The sequence below is a fragment of the Sphingomonas sp. genome, assembly GCF_017744835.1.
In the GTDB taxonomy this organism is placed as follows: domain Bacteria; phylum Pseudomonadota; class Alphaproteobacteria; order Sphingomonadales; family Sphingomonadaceae; genus Sphingomonas.
Genome location: NZ_JAGIAM010000006.1, coordinates 59,466 through 79,357, shown reverse-complemented (window position 1 = coordinate 79,357; position 19,892 = coordinate 59,466). Strand labels below are relative to the sequence as shown.

At 67.8% G+C, this 19,892-nt stretch carries 12 protein-coding genes; 4 read left to right on the top strand and 8 right to left on the bottom strand.

Annotated features, from left to right (window positions below; genetic code table 11):
• Positions 1 to 83 precede the first annotated feature (83 nt).
• Positions 84 to 938, bottom strand: a complete 855-nt coding sequence (locus tag J7500_RS16395) for a phytanoyl-CoA dioxygenase family protein (protein ID WP_294063044.1) — start codon at positions 936 to 938, stop codon at positions 84 to 86.
• 193 nt (positions 939 to 1,131) lie between these two features.
• Between J7500_RS16395 and J7500_RS16390 the strand changes: the two genes are divergently transcribed.
• The gene (locus J7500_RS16390) at positions 1,132 to 3,546 is read left to right on the top strand and encodes a TIM-barrel domain-containing protein (RefSeq protein ID WP_294063042.1); all 2,415 of its coding nucleotides are present in this window, start codon (positions 1,132 to 1,134) and stop codon (positions 3,544 to 3,546) included.
• Positions 3,543 to 4,901, top strand: a complete 1,359-nt coding sequence (locus J7500_RS16385; RefSeq protein WP_294063040.1) for an MFS transporter — start codon at positions 3,543 to 3,545, stop codon at positions 4,899 to 4,901. Before J7500_RS16390 ends, J7500_RS16385 begins: the two co-directional genes overlap by 4 nt.
• On the opposite strand, the gene bglX is transcribed toward J7500_RS16385, so the two are convergent.
• A complete protein-coding gene (gene bglX / locus J7500_RS16380; RefSeq protein ID WP_294063039.1) occupies positions 4,902 to 7,193 on the bottom strand; it encodes a beta-glucosidase BglX in 2,292 nt (763 codons plus the stop codon).
• Between the two features lie 189 nt (positions 7,194 to 7,382).
• Here bglX and J7500_RS16375 point away from each other — a divergent pair, with 189 nt between their 5' ends.
• Together J7500_RS16375 and J7500_RS16370 are read left to right on the top strand one after the other, a co-directional pair.
• Positions 7,383 to 8,384: a LacI family DNA-binding transcriptional regulator gene (locus tag J7500_RS16375; protein ID WP_294063037.1), complete on the top strand. Its 1,002-nt coding sequence runs from the start codon at positions 7,383 to 7,385 to the stop codon at positions 8,382 to 8,384.
• 102 nt (positions 8,385 to 8,486) lie between these two features.
• Positions 8,487 to 9,920: a glucoamylase family protein gene (locus J7500_RS16370; RefSeq protein ID WP_294063036.1), complete on the top strand. Its 1,434-nt coding sequence runs from the start codon at positions 8,487 to 8,489 to the stop codon at positions 9,918 to 9,920.
• A 16-nt stretch (positions 9,921 to 9,936) separates the two neighbouring features.
• On the opposite strand, the gene J7500_RS16365 is transcribed toward J7500_RS16370, so the two are convergent.
• From J7500_RS16365 to J7500_RS16340, 6 genes are all read right to left on the bottom strand, one after another.
• Positions 9,937 to 10,353, bottom strand: coding sequence for a hypothetical protein (locus J7500_RS16365; RefSeq protein WP_294063035.1), 417 nt, complete (start codon positions 10,351 to 10,353; stop codon positions 9,937 to 9,939).
• A 49-nt stretch (positions 10,354 to 10,402) separates the two neighbouring features.
• The gene (locus tag J7500_RS16360; protein WP_294063034.1) at positions 10,403 to 12,214 is read right to left on the bottom strand and encodes a family 43 glycosylhydrolase; all 1,812 of its coding nucleotides are present in this window, start codon (positions 12,212 to 12,214) and stop codon (positions 10,403 to 10,405) included.
• A complete protein-coding gene (locus J7500_RS16355) occupies positions 12,211 to 12,888 on the bottom strand; it encodes a DUF6445 family protein (protein ID WP_294063033.1) in 678 nt (225 codons plus the stop codon). Before J7500_RS16355 ends, J7500_RS16360 begins: the two co-directional genes overlap by 4 nt.
• Positions 12,889 to 12,957: 69 nt before the next feature.
• Positions 12,958 to 16,002 (bottom strand): TonB-dependent receptor, encoded by a 3,045-nt coding sequence (locus J7500_RS16350; RefSeq protein WP_294063032.1) that lies wholly within the window; start codon positions 16,000 to 16,002, stop codon positions 12,958 to 12,960.
• A gap of 171 nt (positions 16,003 to 16,173) precedes the next feature.
• Complete coding sequence (locus J7500_RS16345; protein WP_294063031.1) at positions 16,174 to 17,694, bottom strand: tryptophan halogenase family protein; 1,521 nt, start codon at positions 17,692 to 17,694, stop codon at positions 16,174 to 16,176.
• Positions 17,691 to 19,751 (bottom strand): glycoside hydrolase family 97 protein, encoded by a 2,061-nt coding sequence (locus J7500_RS16340; protein WP_294063030.1) that lies wholly within the window; start codon positions 19,749 to 19,751, stop codon positions 17,691 to 17,693. The genes J7500_RS16345 and J7500_RS16340 overlap by 4 nt, the downstream gene beginning before the upstream one ends.
• Positions 19,752 to 19,892: the final 141 nt, after the last annotated feature.

The following is a 19,892-nucleotide window of genomic DNA, read 5'->3' as shown; positions in this document are numbered from 1 at the left end:
AACATGCGCAAGGGTCCCCGGAATGGGGGTCCCGATGGAAGCCGAACGAAGGACCGGCCGGCTCGTTCCGCGAGAACCGGGAGCTAGGGCGTCTCGACGTAGTGGGGGTCGCGGCGCTGGTGAAGCTGCTCGTAATGGACGAGCGCGGGCTCGGGGCCGAGGGGCACGGGCTCGCCGCCGCGGAAGGTCCATTCGCCGCGATCGCAATCCTCGGCGCGGACATAGCCGTTGATGTAGAGCCGGCGGCGATGGTCCGATCGGTTGGTGCCCGATGCATGGACCAGATAGGGGCTCCACAGCGCCAGGTCGCCCGGCTCCAGCACCAGTTCGACCACGTCGGATGCGGAGAAGCCCACGGCCTCGAGCGCGCTGTCCTGCGGGGCATTGCCCAGCACTTCGGTGCTGGTGTCGAGCGGCAGCTCGCCGTGCAAATGGCTGCGCGGGATCATCCGCATGCACCCCGATTCGGGCGTGTGCGGATCGATCGCGAGCCCGGTCTGCACATAGGAGCTGCCGAGGTTGCGATAGGCGGCGTCAGGCTTGCGGAAGCGCGAATCCTGGTGCCAGGCGAAATCGCCCTTGCTTCCCGGCGCCTTCCAATGGACCTGGTTGATGATCTGCTTGAGGTCGCCGCCGATCAGCGGGCCGAGCAGCTCGGCGAAGCGCCGGTCGAGCCGCACGGCGTTCATCACCGGCTGGTGATAGGCGGGCCATTGCACCATCCGCACCACCGGCCCCTCGGCACCGGGCACGACATTGTAGAAGAGATTGCCATGGCGGAAGCTCCGGCCATGGCGCTCGCCCTCTTCGCGGAGCTGGTCGATCGCGGCGCCGACTTCGGCGATTTCCGCGCGCGAGAAGAAGCCGCGGACGATCGCATAGCCTTCGCGGTGATAGCGTTCGACCAGGTCGCCGGGGATCCGGTTCTGGGCTGTCATGGCCTGTCGTTCCTCACTTGCCGCCAGACTGGGCAGTGCACCGGGACACGGCAAATAGCTTGCGTGCGCGCCCCGATGCCCAATGGCTATGGACCAACGCGCAACATACTGGACCGGCACATGAAAAAGACGTGGCGCGCCGGTGTAACCGATTGCAGAAGGCGCATCGGACTTTGCGGGAGGAACGGCGGAAATGATCAGGACGGCAGCAGCGGCGCTCGCGCTCGGCTTCGGTGCGACGGTGGCGCATGCGGCAGCGGCGCAGGGCGCCTCCGCCAGTGCGCCCGCCCGGATCGTGGCTCGCGCCGACGGGGCCGAGGCGCGGCAGGGCGCGCTGCTGCTCCGCGTGACCGCGCTCACCGACTCGATCCTGCGCGTGCGGATCGGGCGCGACGGCACGCTTCCCGAGGATGCGAGCTGGGCGGTTCCCGCCGCGATGCGCGCGCAATCGACCCGCGTCACCCCTGCCCCCGATGGCTTCGCCACCCCCGCGCTGCGCGTCCGGATCGATCCCGCGACGCTTGCGCTGCGCATCGAGGACTCGGCGGGCAGGCGCATCGCAGGCGATGCGGCGGCGCCGGTGACCCTCGACGGCAACGGCTTCACGCTGCGCAAGGCAATGCCGGTCGGCGAGCATTATTTCGGGCTTGGCGACAAGACCGGTCCCTATGACCGCCGCGGCGCGAGCTATGTCGACTGGAACACCGACGCCTATGGATTCACCGGCACCACCGATCCGATCTACAAGTCGATCCCCTTCTTCGTCAGCGCCGGCGGGGCGGGCGGAAGCTACGGCATCTTCCTCGACAACACGCACCGCAGCTGGTTCGACTTCGGGCACCGCGAAGACGGCGTGCTCGCGATGGGCGCGCCGGACGGGCCGATCGACTATTATGTCATCGCCGGGCCGAGCACCGCGGAAGTGGTGCGCCGCTACACCGCCCTGACCGGCAAGGCGCCGCTCGTTCCGCGCTGGGCGCTCGGCTATCAGCAGTCGCGCTACAGCTACATGACCGATGCCGAAGTGCGCGAGATCGCCGGCCGGCTGCGGCAGGATCGCGTGCCCACCGACGTGATCTGGCTCGATATCGACTATCAGGACCGCAACCGGCCGTTCACGGTGAACAGCAAGGCCTTTCCCGACCTGGGCAAGCTCGCGCGCGACCTGGGCAGCGATGGGATCAAGCTGGTGGCGATCACCGACCTCCACATCGCCGCCGCGCCGGACCAAGGCTATGCGCCGTACGACGAGGGGATGAAGGCAGGCTATTTCCTGCGCAACCCGGACGGCAGCCCCTATGTCGCGCCGGTCTGGCCCGGCCCCGCGGTCTTCCCCGACTTCACCCGCAAGGCTGCACGCGACTGGTGGGGCTCGCTCTACAGGAGCTTCGTCGACCAGGGCATCGCGGGCTTCTGGAACGACATGAACGAGCCGGCGATCTTCGAGACGCCGAGCAAGACGATGCCAACGGATACGCTCCACCGCATCGACAGCGACGATTTCGCCCCGCGCGATGCGACCCACGCCGAGATTCACAACGTCTATGGCATGGAGAACACGCGCGGGACGTTCGAGGGGCTGCAGCGGCTTCGCCCGAACGAGCGGCCCTTCGTGATGACGCGCGCCAGCTATGCGGGCGGGCAACGCTATGCGGTGACCTGGACCGGCGACAACAATGCGACCTGGGAGCATCTCAAGCTTTCGGTCCAGCAGCTCGTCAACCTGGGCCTCTCCGGCTTCTCCTATTCCGCGGCCGACGTCGGCGGCTTCACCGGCGGGCCGAGCCCCGAGCTGCTGACGCGCTGGATCCAGACCGCCGCCTTCACGCCGGTGTTCCGCGTCCATGCCGCCAAGGACACGCCGCGGAGCGAGCCGTGGGTCGACGGCCCCGAGCATCTTGCGATCCGCCGCCGCGCGATCGAGGAGCGCTACCGACTGCTGCCCTATCTCTATGCCGTGGCCGAGGAGAATGCGCGGACCGGCGATCCGATCATGCGGCCGGTCTTCTATGACTATCCGGGCGCGCTTTCGGCCTCGTGCGACCAGTCGATGGCATTCACGCTGGGGCACGGCCTGATGGTCGCGGGCAATCCCAAGCCCGAGAGCCCCCAGCCCTATGACGTCTGCCTGCCCGCCGGCGGCTGGTTCGATTACTGGACCGGGATGCCGGTGGAGGGCGAGAAGATCACCGAGACGCCCCGGCTCGACCGGCTCCCGGTGTTCGTGCGCGCGGGCACGATCCTGCCGCGCCAGCCGCTGGTGCAGAGCACGGCCGAGCGTCCGCAGGGTCCGTTGTCGCTCCACGTCTATCCGGGCAAGGACTGCGCAGGCGCGCTCTATTGGGACGACGGCATTTCGGTGAAGGGCGCGACGCTGCGCCAGACGATCCGCTGCGAAGAGACGCCCGAGGGCCTCGCCATCCTGTTCGGCGCGCGCGAGGGTAGCTACCGTCCCTGGTGGAAGGAGATCGAAGTCACCGTGCACGGCTGGAGCGGCGGAGCGGCGGTGAAGGGTGCGCAGGCGAGCGTCGATGCGGCGCAGCGCACCGTGCGCTTCACGCTGCCCGACCAGCGGCGCGCGGCGCGGGTGCTCGTGGCCCGGCAGTGACGACCGAGGGCGCCCCTGCCCCCGGCGCGAAGGTCCCCAAGGCGCGGCTGCTGCTGTTCGCCTTCGGGGACTTCGCCTTCAATCTCTACTGGCAGAGCATCATGCTCTACCTGCTCTTCTATTATACCGAGGCGCTGGCGCTGCCGATGACCACTGCGGCGGCGATCTACACCGCGGCGTCGGTGTGGGACGGCATCGCCAATTTCGTCGCCGGCGCGGTCACGGATCGGCACCGGCCGAAGCGCGGCTACGGGTCCGTGCTGGTGATCGGGAGCGTGCCGCTGGGGCTGGCCTGCATCCTCACCTATTCGCCGCCGCTCGCCTCGGGCTTCTGGGGACTGGCGGGCGTCGCCGCAGCGCATTTCCTGTTTCGCGCCGCCTATGCCGCGCTCAACGTGCCCTATCTGGCGATGGGCGCGCGGATCAGCACCGACAGCCAGGACCGCGCCTTCGTCGCCGGCGCGCGGATGCTGTTCGGCACGCTTGCCTGGGTGGCGGTGGCGCGCGGCACCGTGCCGCTCGGCGCCTGGCTCGCCGGGGACATGGTGCCGGCCCGCGCCTATCTGGGCGCCGCGCTCGTCTTCGCGGTGGTCGCGACGGCGATCCTGATGCTGGTGGGCACCTTCTGCCGTGAGGAAGCCGCGATCCCCGCCGCCGCGCCGCCGCCGTCCACGCCCGCGGCGCTCACCGCGCTGGCGGCGAACCGCGCCTTCGTGACGCTCAATCTCGCGATGATGGCGGCGATCGTGGGAATCACCGTGCTCAACAAGTCGGTGCTCTATTACTTCAAATATTTCATCGGGGACGATGCCGCCGGCCAGTGGGCGCTCGCCTGGATGGGGCTGGTGAGCTCGATGGCAGTGCCGCTGTGGATGCTGCTCCAGCGGCGGACCGGCACGCGCGCGCTGTGGTTCCTCGCCGCGGCGCTGTGCATCGCGGGGCTGGCGCTGTTCGCATCGGTGCACATCGGCGCGGCCGCGGCGATGCAGGCCTGGCTGGTCGCGATGCAGGCGGCGATCGTCGGGCTGCACTTCGCCTTCTGGGCGATGCTGCCCAACACGATCGAATATGGCGAGCGCGCGACCGGGCTGCGCGTCGAGGGCGCGGTGTTCGGCGTCGCGGCGCTGCTCCAGCGCGTCGCGATCGGGGTGGCGACCGCGATCCTGGGGATGGGCTTCAACTCGGCGGGCTATGTCGCCAATGTCGCGCAGAGCCCGGCGACGCTGGCGGCGATGCGCTGGACGATCGCGATCGTCCCGCTCGCCTGCCTGGCGCTGTCGTGCGCGCTGATGCTGCTCAATCCGCTGGGCCGCGGCGCGCACGCCCGGATCGTGCGCGACCTCGGCGGCGGCTGATCAGCGCGCCAGCAGCTCGAACGTGCCGTGGACGCCCTGCGCCTCGGCCGAGGGCGCGATCCACAGGTCGAACTGGCCGGGCTCGACCGTCGGCTTGTTGTCGCGGCCGTAGAAGAGCAGCAGGTCGCGGCGGATTTTGAAGGTCACCACTTCGGACTGGCCCGGCGCCAGCGCGAGCTTGCGGAACGCCTTCAGCTCGCGGACCGGACGCGTGACGCTGGCGGCGCGATCGTGGACATAGAGCTGCACCACTTCCTCGGCCGCCCGCGTGCCGCTGTTGGTGATGCGCGCGCTGACGGTCAGCTCGCCGTCCCAGGCGAGCGTCGGCGCGGCCTGCAGATCCGAATATTCGATCCGACCGTAGGTGAGGCCGTGACCGAACGGGTAGAGCGCCGAGTTGGGGATCCCGCGGTAATGCGCCTTGTAGGGCTCGAGCTTGTCGTCCGACGGATTGGGCCGGCCGGTCGGCTTGTGCGCATAATAGAAGGGCTGCTGGCCCGGCGATCGCGGGAAGCTGCACGGCAGGCGGCCCGAGGGGCCGTGCGTGCCGAACAATATGTCGGCGATCGCATGGCCGGTCTCGCTGCCGAGGAACCAGGTGACGAGGATCGCGGGCGCATCGGCGACGGCGCCCTGCAGCGCGAGCGCGCGGCCGTTCTTGAGCACCACCACGATCGGCTTGCCGGTTGCGGCAACGGCCTCGGCGAGCGCCTGCTGGGGCGCGGGGACGACGATCTCGGGCCGGGACTGCGCCTCGCCCGACATGTTCTCGCTCTCGCCGATCGCGAGCAGCACCACGTCGGCGGCGCGCGCCGCGGCGACGGCGGCCTCGATCCCGCCGGCGAGCGGCTCCTCGACGCCGGAGCCCAAGGCGACGGTCACGCTGGCCCGGTCCGCCACCGCGGCGCGAACGCCGGTGGCGAGGTCGACGGCCTGGGCGTTGTCACCATAGACCACCCACGGCCCGTTGAGGTCGTGCTGCCCTTCAGCGAAGGGACCGATGATCGCGATCCGCTTGCCCGACTTGGGCAGCGGCAGCAGGTCGCCCTGGTTCTTGAGCATCACGATCGACTTGCGGCCCGCCTCGCGCGACAGCGCCAGCGCGGGCCTGGTGCGCGAACGCGCCTTCTCACGCTTGGTGTCGATGCGGCGGAAGGGATCGTCGAACAGGCCGAGCACTGCCTTGACCGCGAGCACCTTGCGCACCGATTCGTCGAGCCGCGCCATCGGCACTTCGCCGGCCTCGACCAGCTCGGGGAGGTGCTTGCGATAGAAGCCGCTGGTCATGCTCATGTCCACGCCCGCAAGGAAGGCGAGCCTGGCGGCCTCGCGCGAGTCCTTGGCGAAGCCGTGGTCGATCATTTCCATGTCGCCGGTATAGTCGGAGACGACGAAGCCCTCGAAACCCCATTCGCCGCGCAGCAGCTGGCGCATCAGCCATTCGTTGCCGGTCGAGGGCACGCCCGAAATCTCGTTGAACGAGGCCATGAACGTCAGCACGCCTGCGTCGAGCGCCGCGCGGAACGGCGGCAGATAGACTTCGCGTAGCGTGCGCTCGGAAATGTCGACCGTGTTGTAGTCGAGCCCCGCTTCGGCCGCGCCATAGGCGGCGAAATGCTTGGCGCAGGCCATCATCGAATCGATCGCGCGCAGGTCCTTGCCCTGGAAGCCGCGAACGCGCGCCTCGGCGATCAGCATGCCCAGATGCACGTCCTCGCCGGCGCCCTCCATCGTGCGGCCCCAGCGCTGGTCGCGCGCGATGTCGACCATCGGCGCGAAGGTCCAGTCGATGCCCGCCGCGGCAGCCTCGTACGACGCCATGCGCGCGGTGCGCTCGGCGAGATCGGGCTCGAAGCTCGCCGCCTCGCCGACCGGCACCGGGAAGATCGTGCGGTGGCCGTGGATCACGTCGGCGGCGAAGATCAGCGGGATCTTGAGCCGGCTCTGCGTCATCGCCGCGGTCTGCATCCGCCGCGCCATCTCGGCGCCGTTGCCGTTGAACACGCCGGTGACCAGGCCCTGGCGCACTTCGTCGAGCTGCGCCTCGAAGCTCGGCCCCTCGGTGGGGGGGTTGAGCGCAGTCGCGACCCCGCCGCCCCAGGCGCTGGGCATCAGGGTCAGCTGCCCGGCCTTCTCCTGAAGGGTCATCTTCGCGATCAGGCCGTCGATGAAAGCCGGAACCGGCACGCGCGCAGCCGCCTGCAGCATCGCGCGCGCGGGGCTCGCCGCCCAAGCCGCAACGGCACTCGCTCCCATCAGCGCCGCGCGTCGCGAAATCCTGGCTTCGAGCATCGATACCTCTCCTGAATCGGCGCATCCCGGCTCGGGAACGCAGCCACTCTAATCCCCGGCCCACGCGCAACTTTTTTGCTTGTGAGCAGCTTACGTAACCGGTTACATATCCTCGACAGGGCGGGCATTGCAATCGCCCTTGCGGTCTGAAACGTAGGAAAGATGCGTGAGACCGGGAGCAGGAGCAAAATGGGAGAAGCCACGATCCGGGATGTCGCGCGACGCGCCCAGGTGTCGATCGCCTCGGTGTCGCGCGCGTTCAACGGCGTGGACAATGTCCGCGGCGAGACGCGCGAGCGGATCATGGCCGCCGCCGCCGAGCTCGGCTACGTCCCCCATGCGGGCGCGCGCAGCCTGAGCCTGGCGCGCGCGCAGGCGATCGGCGTGGTGCTCCCGGACCTGCATGGCGAGTTCTTCTCCGAATGCGTGCGCGGCATGGACAAGGAAGCCAGCCGCCGCGGCTATGTGCTGCTGCTCTCCAACATGCACGACGACAGCGAGCAGTCCGCCGCCGCATTACGCACGATGCGCGGTCGCGTCGACGGGCTGCTGGTGATGGCGCCGCACATCCCGCTCGCCTCGCTCGAGCGCGCGCTGCCGGCGGCGCTTCCCTCGGTGCTGATCAACGCGCCGGGCGACGTGGCGAGCCATCCGGGGCTGCGGCTCGACAATGTCGCGGGCGCCGAAGCGATGGTGCGCCACCTGCTCGATCTCGGCCGGCGGCACATCGTCCATGTCGCGGGTCCGCAGGGCAATGTCGACGCGCGCGAGCGTGCCCAGGGCTTCCGCGACGCGCTCGAGCGGCTCGCGCCCGACATGCCGGTGCGGATCGTCCAGGGCGACTTCAACGAGGAATCGGGCGAAGCCGCCGCGCGCAAGATCCTGGAGAGCGGCGAACCGTGCGATGCAGTGTTCGCCGCCAACGACATGATGGCGATCGGCTGCCTCCACATGCTGCGCGTGCTTGGCAAGCGCGTTCCCGAGGACATCGCCGTCGCCGGCTTCGACGACGTCCCCCTCGCCCGCTATGTGGCGCTCACCACCATGCAGGTGCGCATCGCCGAAATCGGCTCGCGCGCCGTCGCCCGGCTGATTGACATGCTCGAGGGCAAGGGGCCCCGCAGCGGTGTGGAGCTGATCGAACCCGAACTCGTCGCCCGCGCGACCACCGTGGCTGCCGCCGATGGCTGAGGGGCTTTCGCGCGCCGACAATGTAACCGCTTTCACCATTACCCCTCCTGGAGGGCGGCTCCTGCGCCGCCCTCCGCTTTTTCGGAGGTGAAGGGCCCATCGATGCTCGACCGACGCAAGCTGATCTCGCGTTCCTCTTTGCTCGCCGCCGCGGCCGCGCTTCCCGGCTGCGCGCGCAGCCTGGGTGCCGGTCCGGCCCCGGCGGGGAAAAGCCTGCCGGGCTTCTACGACGACCTGGAGGAGCGGACCTTCCGCTTCTTCTGGGACACAGTGAACCGCAGGAACGGGCTGGTGCCCGATCGCTGGCCGACGCCCAGCTTCTGCTCGATCGCCTCGGTCGGCTTCGCGCTCACCTGCTATCCTATCGGCGTCGAGCGCGGCTGGTGCACGCGGGCCGAAGCGCGCGACCTGACGCTGACCACGCTGCGCTTCTTCCGCAACGCGCCGCAGGGCCCCGAGCCGCAGGGCAAGGCCGGGCACGCGGGCTTCTTCTACCATTTCCTCGACATGGAGACCGGCACGCGCTTCCGCGACGTCGAGCTCTCCAGCGTCGACACCACGCTGCTGCTGATGGGCGTCCTCTTCGCCGGGCGCTATTATGATCGCGCCGACGCCGCCGAGACCGAGATCCGGCGGCTGGCCGAAGAAATCTACGCCCGCGCAGACTGGAATTTCTTCCGCGCGGACGGGCGCAAGTCGATCTCGATGGGCTGGCATCCCGAGCGCGGGCTGATCCCGGCAAACTGGAACGGCTACAACGAAGGCATGTTCGTCCACATACTGGCGCTCGGTGCGCCGGTGCACGCGCCTGCGGACAACAGCTGGGACGCCTGGATCGAGAATTATCCGAACTGCTGGCGTGGCGAAGGGCCGACGCGGCACCTCGCCTTCGCGCCGATGTTCGGCCACCAGTACAGCCACATCTGGATAGACTTCCGCGGCATCCAGGACGCGCCGATGCGCGAGGCGGGGCTCGACTATTTCGAGAACAGCCGTCGCGCGACCTATGCCAACCGGGCCTATTGCATCGCCAATCCGAAGCGGTGGGACGGCTGGTCCAAGGACGTCTGGGGCCTCACTGCCTGCGACGGCCCGGGAGACTTCCGGCTGCCCTTCAAGGGGGAGACGCGCCAGTTCTACGGCTATGCCGCGCGCGGACCGCTCGGCCAGCCCGACGGGCGCGACGACGGAACGCTGGCGCCCACTGCCGCGCTCGGCTCGCTGCCCTTCGCGCCCGAAATCGTCATCCCCGCCGCGCAGGCGATGCGCGCGGCGCAGGGCGGACGGCTTTACGGCAAATACGGCTTCCTCGACTCGTTCAACCCCAGCTTCCGCCACCAGGTGAAGCCCGAGAAGGGCGTGGTCGATCCGGTGCTCGGCTGGGTCGACGACGATTACCTCGGCATCGACCAGGGGCCGATCCTCACCATGGCGGCGAACTATCGCAGCGACTTCGTGTGGAGCCGGATGCGCGAGGTCCCCGCCATCCGCCGCGGGCTGCTGCGCGCGGGCTTCAAGGGCGGCTGGCTGGGATAACGCCCACGGCCGCGCGTCAATCGAGCTTCTTTCCCGAGCATTTGGTCAGGAAATATTGGCGTTTGAGGTCGACGGCCTCCTGCCGCATCGTCTCGAGGCGCCGCTGGTCGTCGAGCGCGCGCTGCCGGTCGTCGAGCGCGAGCTGGCGTAGCGCGAGCTCCTGGTCCGAGGCTGTCGGCAGCGACTGCCCCGTCGCGGCCGCTGCCGTCCCCTCGCGCAGCGCCCGGCGCTGGCTCGCGGTCGCGAGGCGTTCGGCCGCGATCTGCGCCTGTTCGCGATAGAAGGCAGTCACTGCCGCGCTGCGCCGCTGCGGCTCCGCGGCGAAGACCGGAAGCACCTTGTCGCGCTCGCAGCGCTCGATCGCCGCGTCGAGCGCGGGCAAATCCATCGGCTCCGAAGTCTGGGCCGCGGCAAGCGCGAGGAGGAGAATCATGCGGGCGCCTTATCCGATATCCCTGTGGCGGGCGAGGTGGTGCCGGCCCTCAGCGGATCGGGGTCGGCTTCGTCCGCCGCGACACGCCATTCTCGTCGAACGCCTCGACCGCGACCCAATAGGCCTGCCCCTTGTTGAGCGCGCGCACTTCCAGGCTCGCCCCCTGATCGGCCCAGCGCTGGTAGCCGAGCGTCATCCGGTCGGGACGCACGCCCCACAGGACGTTGTAGCCGACCGCGCCCTTCACCGGCTTCCAGGCGATGTGCGCATTGCGTTCGTCGCTGTCGCGCTTCGCGGTCACGCCGCTCGGCTCGGCGGGCGGCTTGCCCCCGGCGCTGCCGAACACGCGGATGTCGGCGATCGCGAGGTTCGCCCCGCCGACATGGCCATGGACATAGCGGACGTAGCGCGCCTTCACCGGCGCAGGCAGCTCGACATAGGCGTTGGGCCGGTCGCGGCGCGGTCCTTCGGTGTGGGCGAGCGGCGACCAGTTGCGACCGTCGAGCGAGGATTGCAGCTCGAACTCGGTGTAGATGTCCGGCGCGTCGGCGAAGCGGTCGGACTTGTAGTCGGCATAGTTGACCTGGACCGCGCGCAGCGTCCGCGGTCCGCCCAGGTCAAGCGTGAGCGTCTCGCCCGCCTTGTTCGCGCCGGAGACCCAGAAGGTACGCGGGTTCTCGTCCGTGGTCCTGTCTGCGGCGAACTCCCCCATCGTCGAGGAGGCGCTCGCCGCCTTCTTGTACGAAAGCAGCATCCAGCCCGGGAACAGGCTCTCGGGGTCCTCAACCTTCGATGTGGGCGCGTAATGCGGGAAATCGCCGAAGCGCGAGAAGGCCGCCATCTGCCCATCGGGGTAGAATTTGACCGGATACATCACGATCCGGCGCTCCATTCCCCAATTATAGCCGATCCACGACGTGCCGGTGTTCCACCAATTGCCGTAGCGGTCCTCGAAGGTCGAGCCGTGCCCCGCCCCCTGCGCGAACCCGCCGGGGCGATAGGCGACCGGGTTCCACGGCGCATAGGTGAACGGCCCGAGCGGATTGTCCGAGACATAGGTGCCGTTGGCATAGGCGTTGAACTCGGAACCCGGCGCGCCGTACTGGAGGTAATAGCGCCCGCCGTGCTTGGTCATCCAGGCGCCCTCCATATAGGAGGGGCTGGGCTTGCCCGGCGCCCAGCAGGCGCAATGGTCCTGCCCGAAACGCTCCCAGCCGTGCCGCTCGGGATCGAGCGCGAGCATCGGCTTGGCCTGGCCGTGATAGACCAGCCGCCCATCCTCGAACGCGACCTTGATCCCGTACATCGGGAAGACGTTCGACGACCCCCAATAGAGATACCATTGGCCGTCGTCGTCCTTGAACAGCGCGGGGTCCCAGGGTCCCGGCGGTATCTCGCCGGGCTTCATCTCCTCGGGCGCCTTGTTCACTGCGCCGGGGAGCGGCGGCATGCGGCGGACGAGGAAGTCGAGCCGGCCGGTCTCGGGCGCGGTGGACTCGAGGATCGACTCGGGCTCCATCATCGACGGTTGGACAAGGATCCGCGCGCCGTCCGACCAGACGGCGGGCGCGACGATGCTGTCGAACGGCCAGCGGCTGGGCTTGATGAAGGTCCAGTCGGCGAGATTGGTCGAGCGCCAATAGCCGTCCGCCAGCGTCTGGAACATGTAATAGGCGTCCTTGTGGCGGACGATCGCGGGATCCGCGCCGGTCCGGTAGGACGCGCCTTCGTTGATCTGCTCGAAATTGTAGCGGTAATCGATGTCGATCGGATTGATGTAGGTCCGGCGCTCCGGAGCGGCCGGCTGCGCCACCGCGGCGGTGGCGACCAGGCTCAGCGCGAGCGGGGCGATAGGCTTCATGATCGGCGTCCCTGAACGAAAAGATTGAGCGTCAGCCGCCCGTGCCGCGGGTTCGCGCTGAATTCCATGTCGGCCGGGATGATCCCCGAATGAAGCAGCGAGCCGGGATAGATGGCGAGCCGATCGACGATGCCGGCGACCGCGCCGATTTGCTCGAAGGCCGGCGTCGAACCGCAGATATAGCCCTGCATCTCCATGCTCGCGGCCTTGGCGGCGTCGATGAAGCGGGGGAGATTCTCTTCGGTCACGCGCTCGATGCCGGTGGCACGCTGACGATAGAAGGCCGTGCCCGGCGTGTCCGACAGGTAGAGCAGCAGCGCGAGATGCTCCGCGCTGGTCGAATCGAAATGGGGGACGCGCTGCGGCGGGCCCAGCCCTTCCGGAGAGCTCGTCACCATCGAGAAGCTGGCGTCGATCAGGTCGAACCCGCTCAAGTCGAAGCCGCCGCCGATATAGGGTGCCGCCCGCTCCAGGAGCGTTTGCACGCGGGCGAAGGCGGTCTCGTCCGCCTCGTGGATCGAGCGTCGCACGCCCGGATAATAGGTACCGCGATTCAGAGGGAAGGGCGCCATCGCCGCGGCCAGATCGCGCCATCCGGGCACATCGCCGGTGAAGCCGTCGATCACGACCACCGGATGCCGGCTCTCCCCGAAGTGCAGCAGCTGTGGTTTCATCGCTCCGGCCCGGAAAAAAGCGGGGGAGGAGGTGATCCCCCTCCCCCACAGTATCGCTTCGAAGGGGGCTTAGAAGCGATAGCTGGCACCGACCTGGAAAGTGCGGGCATTGCCCACGGTGGCTTCCTCTTCCCAGCGCGGCGGATTGTTGCCGGCACTCCACGACGAATAGTTGCGGTTGATCGAATCGAAGAGGTTGAACACCTCGCCCTTGATCTGGAGCTGGTGCCCCCAAGGGAGCTCGAACGTCTTGGTCAGCCGCAGGTCGACATTGGCATAGGCGAACTCGTTCGGCGGGAAGCGCACGCCGCCGAGGTTCGCGATGCAGCCGGTGTTCTCCGGCGCAGGCCCCGGGTTGGGGATTGCCGCCGGCGGGCAGCCTGCATAGCCATAGGCCGGGCCCGAGGCGAAGGTTCCGGTGGCCGAGAGCAGGATTCCCAGCGGCAGATCGACCATGCCGGTCGCGACGAAGCGATACTGGTCGACGCCCTGCACATATTGCCAGCCGAACTGGTCGACCTCGGTGCCGGCGAAGAACTCGTCCGAACCGAGCTCGGTGCCGACGTTGGTGCGCGCGCGCTGATAAGTACCCGACAGGGTGAGGCCCCAGCCCGATTCCTTCGAATAGGGCTTGTCGATCGTCAGATAGACGGCGTTGTAGACAGCCTTGCCGTTGTTCTGGCCGATGTTGAGCTTGCCGTTGAAGCCGGCGAGATCGCCCTGGGTGGCCGGGCAGGCGGCGAAATCGGCGTCCGGGATATTGTCCTGGACCCAGTTGGTGCCGCCATCGGTGCAGCCGATGACGTTGCCTGCGGCATCACGCTGCAGGATGCGGGTGTACCAGCCGTTCGAGAAGCGATTGCCGCGGACGAACTGGAAGATGTTGTGGCTGCGGATGTGCGAGAAGGTGAGCGAGGTCTGCACCGCGCCGAACCGCTTGCGCACGCCCACGCTGAACTGGTCCGAATAGGGCAGCTTGGTGTCGTTGTTGAGCAGCCAGATGTCGCCGCCGATTCCCGACACCGCTGCACGCAGGGCCTCGGGATCCTTCAACGTGGGGCTGTACGGGATATAGCCGATCGGCAGCACGCCGTTTTCGCTCACGCTCGCGCAGGTCGGCTGTCCGCCGCCGCCGTCGCAGAACGATATCTGCGGCGAGGACTGGTACAGGTTCTTGATCGTCTCGATGCCCGCAGTGATGAACAGCGGCCGATCATAATAGCGGCCAGCGCCGGCGAAGAAGATCAGGTCGCGGTCGCCGTGGACGTCATAGCTGATGCCGAGGCGCGGCTGAAACGCACCCCAGAACGGCTTCCGGTTGTCGCCGGTCGAGATATAGTCCTCGGGATCGATCCCCGCGGCCTTCCAGCCGGGATAGTTGCGCAGCGCCGTAGCGACATTGTCGGGCGTGACGAAATTCTCGTTCTTGGCGTTGGTCTCGAAATCCCAGCGCAGCCCCGCGTTGATCGTCCAGTGATCGTCGGGCGTCCAGTCGTCCTGAACGAACAGCCCGATCTGGGTGTTCTTCGCGCGCGCCGGCCGCACGTCGACGGTCGTGATGCTGGCTCCGAAGGGAGTCGACGCGTCGAAGGTGGTGAAGAGCGGCGCGTGGAAAAAATAGGAGCCGTTGCTGCGAAGGTCCTCTTCGCGGCTGTAATCGTTCAGCGAGACCTTCGCGCCCGCCTTCACGGTATGATCGCCGCCGTAGAAGGTGACGTTGTTCTTGAACGTCCAGGTCTCCTGCCGATCGTTCTGCTCGAACGAGTTGGCGCCGAGGAACGCAGCCTCGCCGCCGAACGCCACGAGGCGGTTGAGCACGATCTCGGGGCCTTCGGACACGCGCGGCGTGCCGTTGGTGACGGTGTTGTAGGCGACGGTGAGCTCGTTCAGCCAATCGTCGCCGCGGTGGTTCCACTCGAGCTGGTAGACCTTCACGCTCGCGTCGATCTGGTGCCCGTGCGAGGGGACCGCGTTGCCGCCGAAATCGCGCAGTTCGTCTTCCTGGCGGATGAACACGCTGCCGTTGATCGTGTCGCGCTCGGTCGCGAACAGGCTCAGCTTGCCGAAATAGAGCCGCTGCTCGAACGTCTGCGGATACGTGCCGTTGAACTCGTTGATGATCGCCGCGGGAACGCCATCCTCGGGCTTCAGCGCAACCGAAGCGGAAGGAAGGGTCTGGCTCGTACCTTCGAACGCGGCGAAGAAGTGCAGCTTGTCCTTGATGATCGGACCGCCGAGATCGGCGCCATACTGCCACCGCTCGTAATCGCCCTTGGGCCTGGTGCCGTCGGGGTTGTTCGCTTGACCGGGGCGGTCGAAATAGGGTCGCGAAATGAACGACCGGGGCTGCCATTCGCCGAAGGCGCCGCCGTGGAACTCGGTACCGCCGCTCTTGGTGACCGCAGTGATGATCGCCGAGCCGGCCTGTTCGTACTCGGCCTTGAAGTTCTGGGTGTCGACCTTGAATTCCTGCACCGCCGATTGCGGGAAGGGATTGCCGCGCGAGAAGTTCTGGCCGGCCACGCCGCCGTGGTTGATCGGGTTCTTGAGGCTGAGGCCGTCGATGAAGACGTTGGTGTTGTCGGCGCTGACCGCACCCGCCTGGATGCGGCGCGTGCCCGCGGTCGGCGAGACCGACACGCCTGGCGCGAGCGCGGCGAAGTTCAGGAAGTTGCGATCGTTCTGCGGCAGGTTCTCGATCTGCGTCTGGCTGACGTTGGTCGAGACCGTGGCGGTGCGCACTTCGGTGCGGTCGCGCGTCCCGGTGACGACGATCTCCGCACCCTCGGCCGCCGCGACTTCTGGCGCCTCGCCCAGGTCGACGGTGATGGTCTGGCCCACCGGCAGCGTCACGTCGCGCGGTTCCTGCCCGGGGACTTCCACCCGATAGGTGCTCGGCCTGAGGCCCGGGATGACGAAACGGCCGTCCTCTTTGACCGGCACGGTGACCGAACGGCCAGTGACCGTGTCGGTCACGGTGACGGTGGCGCCGGGCTGCACGCCCTCGACATGACCCTGGAGAGTCGCAGTCGTCTGCGCGACGGCGGGGACGCCGATGACGAGCGCAGCCGCGAGCGCCGCGGCGGAGATGCCGCGCGCGAGATGGGAACGCATGGTGCTGGAATCCTTCACTTCACTCTCCCCTGACCCATTATTGTAACCGGTTACATGACGTTCCGGCCGTCTTTGTTCTCAGACAACGGTGACAAACCCCTTTCGCGCGCCGTGTCAATCCCGATCACGCGCCTCCACGATCGATCGGCGCACGAACGCCGCAGAGCGTGTTCAGGGTGCAACAGTGGGGAGCGGCGGTGCCTTGCAGTGGCGTTCGATGAAGGCGGCGTGATCGGGCATCGCGTTGGCCACGTCCTCGATCACGTCCTCGACGTCGCGGACGAACGCCGCGAGATCGGCATCAGGGACCATGTCGACCATGGGGTCGTAGCGCATCTCCAGCCCCTGCCCGAGCAGCACCTGCACCCAGCTCTCCTCGCGGAAGAGCTCGGCCTTGCCATGGACGAAGAAGCGCGCCGACGTGCGGAACAGCTCGAGCCGTTCGGCCAGGCTGTCGGGCACGTCCATGTGGCGGAGATAGGCCCAGAAGGGCGTGTCCTCGCGATTGGTGACCTTGTAGTGCGCGACGATGAAGTCGCGGACGTCCTGATATTCGAAATCGGTCTGGCGGTTGTATTCGGCCACGTCCGCCGCCTTCACGCCGTCGCCGGGGAAGAGTGCGATCAGGCGCAGGATCGCGGTCTGGATCAGATGGATGCTGGTCGATTCGAGCGGCTCGAGGAAGCCGCTCGACAGCCCGATCGCGACGACGTTCTTCTCCCAGAAACGGTGGCGCTTGCCTGGCGTGAAGCGCACCGGGCGCGGATCGCCGAGCGCGCGGCCGTCGAGATTGGCCATCAGGATCGCCGCCGCTTCGTCGTCGCTCATGTGCGCGCTCGAATAGACATGGCCGTTGCCGATCCGGTGCTGGAGCGGGATGCGCCATTGCCAGCCGCTGCCGTGGGCAGTCGAGCGCGTGTAGGGGGTGAGCGGGCTCACGCTCTCGCACGGCACCGCGAGCGCGCGGTCGCAGAGCAGCCACTTGCTCCATTCCTCATAGCCGACGCCCAGCGCCTGACCGATCAACAGCCCGCGCATCCCGGAGCAGTCGACGAACAGATCGCCCTCGACGCTGCGCCCGTCGGCGAGCAGGACGCGCTCGACGAACCCGTCCTCGCCCCGCTGCTCGACCGAGACGATCCGCCCCTCGATCCGCTGGACGCCGCGCCCCTCGCTTTCGGCGCGCAGGTGGCGCGCGAACAGCGAGGCGTCGAAATGATAGGCATAGTCGATGTGCGCGATCGGCGAATGCGGGTTCGACGGATTGGGGAAGCAGAAGCGGTTCTTGCGCGCGGCGAGGCAGTTCAGCGCATAATGGTCGAAATGCTTCACCGCGCCCTGCCCGGCCATCTTGAGCCAGAGCTGGTGCATGTGCAGCCACCACAGGTCCTGGCCGATCTTGCCGAAGCCGTGGATGTAGCTGTGCCCCGGCTCGCGCCAGTTCACGAACTCGATGCCGAGCTTGAAGGTCGCCTGGGTCGCGCGGACCATCGCGAACTGATCGAGCCCGGCGAGCGCGCAATAGTCGCGGATCGCGGGGATCGTCGCTTCGCCGACGCCGATCGTGCCGATCTCGTCGGATTCGATCAGCCGGATCTCGAAGCCGTGCACCAGCAGCTTCGAGAGCAGCGCGGCGGTCATCCAGCCTGCGGCACCCCCGCCGACGATGGTGACGCGCCGCACCGGAGTCATTTGAGCGCCCGGAAGCGGATCGCCTGGCCGCCGCCCGGCGCGAGCCGCAGCGTCAGCGTCTCGCCGGCGCGGACGCGGCGCTTCTCGATCGCGATCGAGTGCCGCTTCTCGGTGCGATAATCGGCGTCGTCGCCGTCGCGGTAGATCTGCGCCTCATAGCTGCGGCGCGGATCGAGGAAGTCGAGCTTGACGTCGAGCGTGCGCGCGTTCTCGTCGGTGATAGAGCCGAGGTACCAGTCGTTCCCTGCCCGCTCCTTGCGCGCGACCGCGACATAGTCGCCCACCTCGCCCGCAAGCACGCGCGTCTCGGACCAGTCGACCGGCACGTCGCGGATGAACCGGAAGGCGTCCATGTGCTTGGCGTAATTCTCGGGCGTGTCGGCCGCCATCTGCACCGGCGAGTAGATCACGACATAGAGCGCGAGTTGCTTGGCCTCGGTCGACTGGATGGGGCTGCCGCCCGATCCGGTGAGGCTCAGCACGCCGGGGGTGAAGTCCATCGGCCCGCCGAGCCACTGAGTGAAGAACATATTGGCTTCGTGCTCGGGCGGATTCTTGCCCGGCCAGGCATTATATTCCATGCCCCGGCCACCCTCGCGCGCCAGCCAATTGGGATAGGTACGGCGCAAGCCGGTGTCCTTGACCGGCTCGTGCGAGTCGATCGACACCTTGTACTTGGCCGCGGTCTCCACGACGCGCTGATAGTGATTCACCATCCACTGGCCCTCGTGCCACTCGCGGTGCTGCGAGCCGTCGGGATCGACGCGCTCGATCTGGCCGGCGTCGGTGACATAGCCGGTCTTCACCGTGGGGATGCCGTGGTCGGCGGCGAACTTGAACGCGCGATCGAGCTGCGCGTCATAATGGCTCGACGATCCGCCGGTCTCGTTGTGCCCGATCAGGTGCACGCCCTTCGACCTGGCGTAGCGATAGAGCTCGGCGGCGTCGAAGTCGGGCGTCGGCGTGTCGAACTGCATGTCGTTGCCATTGCCGAACCAGTCGCCGTCCCAGCCGACGTTCCACCCCTCGACGAGCACGCCCGGAATCTTGTTGGCCGCGGCGAAGTCGATGTACTTCTTCACATTCGCAGTGGTCGCGCCGTGCTTGGGCCCGGTTGCCCAGGTCCATTCGCCCTTTATCATGTTCCACCATACGCCGACGAACTTGCCGGGCTTCACCCAGCTGACGTCGCCGAGCTTGTTGGGTTCGTTCAGGTTGAGCGTGATGTGGCTCATGTAGAGCCCGGGCGCGTCGTCGGCCATCACGATGGTACGCCAGGGCGTCGCGAAAGGCAGGTCGCGGCTCACCTTGGGCGCGCCCGCGCCGGGGGTCAGCGCCGCGCGCAGCGTGTTGCCCTCGGTCCGCGCGAGGTTCATCGCCGAATAGTCGACCAGCGCCGCCTCGTGCAGCGCGACGTGCGTGCCGTCGGCAAGCTTGATCGTCATCACCGTCTGCGCGGTGCCGACCGCGTCGAGCGGCGTCTTGTTGTAGAGATATTCCTCGCGGTTCCACAGGAACGCCGGCTTCCACCAGGCCGTGCCGCCCTGGGTGAAGGCGAACTCGGTCAGCTCGTCGGCGATGTTCGCATGCTTGAGATTGGGCTGCTCGGGGAATTCGTAGCGAAGCCCCACGCCATCATCGAAGACGCGGAACACGACATCGAGCACGCGGCCGAGCGCAGTGGTTTCCTTCAGCCGGACGCGCAGTTCGTTGTGGCGGTCGCGGATCGTCTTCCACTCGCCCCAGGGTTGGTCCCAGCTGGTGTCGACGCTCGTCTTGGACTGGCTCTCGATCCGGATGTTCCGGTGCAGCTTGGGCGCGTCGGTGAAGAGGAAGCCGAGCGCGGCATGCTCGATCACCGGCTTGCCGTTGCGAGTCACGCTGTAGAGCGGGCGGCCGTCGCCGTCAGTGGTGACCGCAACGGTGATGCGGCCGTCGGGCGAGGCGATGCTGGGCGCGGCGGGATCGGCGATCGCGGCAGTGGATTGCTCGACCTGGGCGGCGGCGGGAAACGTGGCAAGCACCGCACAGAACGCAACCAAGCTGCGAAGCATCATATTCTCCCTCTCCGGCTTTTTGTAACCGCTTCCATCACCCATGTGCGGATCGAGCGCAACGCCGTGGAATTCGTATGCGGCGATAGCGGCTGCGGCCCGCTCGAGGCAAGCCGCGCCCCCGCGGCTTTTCGCCGCGCAAGG